2 protein-coding genes and 1 pseudogene are annotated in these 1,733 nt (G+C 69.6%); all 3 read right to left on the bottom strand.

Going from position 1 to position 1,733, the window contains the following annotated elements:
- The coding region (locus I53_RS22400) for a ParB/RepB/Spo0J family partition protein (RefSeq protein WP_043354861.1) at nucleotides 1–597 on the bottom strand (597 nt) is incomplete at its 3' end.
- A 61-nt stretch (nucleotides 598–658) separates the two neighbouring features.
- Nucleotides 659–1,516: a ParA family protein gene (locus I53_RS22405; RefSeq protein ID WP_043354859.1), complete on the bottom strand. Its 858-nt coding sequence runs from the start codon at nucleotides 1,514–1,516 to the stop codon at nucleotides 659–661.
- Nucleotides 1,513–1,733, bottom strand: a pseudogene (locus tag I53_RS22410) (16S rRNA (guanine(527)-N(7))-methyltransferase RsmG); the annotation flags it as partial. The gene I53_RS22405 and the pseudogene I53_RS22410, both read right to left, overlap by 4 nt.

Consider the following 1,733-nt stretch of genomic DNA (forward strand, 5'->3'; position numbering starts at 1 on the left):
GCACCGCCGCAGGGCGCGGGCATGACCGGCGGTCAGCTCGCCGGCGGAGACCCGCTCCTGCACGGAGAGCGGCAGGTTGAGCAGCCGGAGCGTGTTGGCCAGATGGCTGCGGCTCTTGCCGAGGATCTCGGCCAGCTCCTTCTGCGTGTACGAGAAATCCTTCATCAGGCGCTCGTAGCCGGACGCCTCCTCGATCGCGTTGAGGTCGGTGCGCTGGACGTTCTCTAGGATGGCGAATTCCAGGGAGCCCCGGTCGTCGATCTCGACCACCACCACCGGCACCTCGTCGAGGCCGGCGCGCTGGGCCGCCCGCCAGCGCCGCTCGCCGGCCACGATCTCGAAGGTGCCGGGCACGTCGCCGATCGGCCGCACAACGATCGGCTGGATGATGCCCCGCTGGCCGATCGAGACCGCGAGCTCCGACAGCTCCGTCTCGGCGAAGCTCCGGCGCGGGTTGCGCGGGTTGGCACGCAGGAACTCGATCGGAACCTTGCGCTGCTCCTCGGCCTTGGCCGACCCACGGCCCGCCTCGTTGAAATCGCCGATCAGCGCCGCGAGCCCGCGCCCCAGTCGAGGCTTCGCCCCCTCCTCCGCCATGATCGCCACCCGTGTCACGCTCCACACTCCCCCTCTTCGAACCGGAGGGGGCTCAAATCAATCAGGCCGCGGCCGGAACCCGGCCCTCGCGCTGGATCACCTCCGAGGCGAGGCGCAGGTAGGCTTGGCTGCCGGCGCATTTCAGGTCGTACAGCAGCGCCGGCTTGCCGTGCGAGGGCGCCTCGGAGATCCGGACGTTGCGCGGGATCACGGTCTCGTAGACCTTGTCGCCCATGAACCCGCGCACATCCGCCACCACCTGGGCGGAGAGGTTGTTGCGCGGGTCGAACATCGTCAGCACGATGCCCTGGATCGTCAGCTTCGGGTTCAGGGCGCCGCGGACCTGCTCGACGGTGCGCAGCAGCTGGCTGAGGCCTTCCAGGGCGAAGAACTCGCATTGCAGCGGCACCAGCACCGCGTCGGCCGCCGCCAGGGCATTGATGGTCAGCAGGTTGAGCGAGGGCGGGCAGTCGATCAGCACGTAGCTGATCCGGCTGAGGCTCGGCGCCTGGGTCAGGCTCTTCAGGACGCTGCGCAGCCGGTGCGCCCGGTCGGGGAGGGTGGCCAGTTCCAGCTCCAGGCCGAGGAGGTCCATGGTCGAGGGCGCCAGGGACAGCCGCGGCACCGCCGTGGGGACCACGGCCTGCGCCAGGGAGGCTTCGCCGGCCATGACCTCGTAGGTCGAGACCCTGCGCTTGGCGCGGTCGATCCCGAGACCCGTGGAGGCGTTGCCCTGCGGATCGAGATCGATCACCAGCACATCCTCGCCGATCGCCGCCAGGGCGGTGCCGAGGTTGATCGCCGTCGTGGTCTTGCCGACGCCGCCCTTCTGGTTGGCGAGCGCCAGAACGCGCAGAGGGCGTCGCATGGATGAATCCATGGACCGGTCGGCGGAATCGCCGAGGATCGCTTCGCTCATCGGTGGCTCGGGGCGGCGAGGGCAGTGACGCGCACGATCCGGGCATCGGAATCGGTCCGGCTCGGCACGAGGTCATTAACGACTGTCCACTGCGCGCCGGCCTGGGTCAATTCGGCTTGTACGTCCCGGCCCTTCGGAAACAGTCCGGGGGTGCCCGTTTTCAACAGAGGCTCGGTCCAGGCGAGGAGCTGCGTCATCGGTGCGAGGGCGCGGGCGC

Origin of the sequence: Methylobacterium sp. B1, from assembly GCF_000333255.1 — a bacterium.
GTDB classification, from domain to species: Bacteria; Pseudomonadota; Alphaproteobacteria; order Rhizobiales; family Beijerinckiaceae; genus Methylobacterium; species Methylobacterium fujisawaense.

Coding starts and splice junctions, on each gene's coding strand:
- I53_RS22405 (WP_043354859.1), bottom strand. CDS start 1,516: ATGAGCGAAGCGATCCTCGGCGATTCCGCCGACCGGTCCATGGATTCA.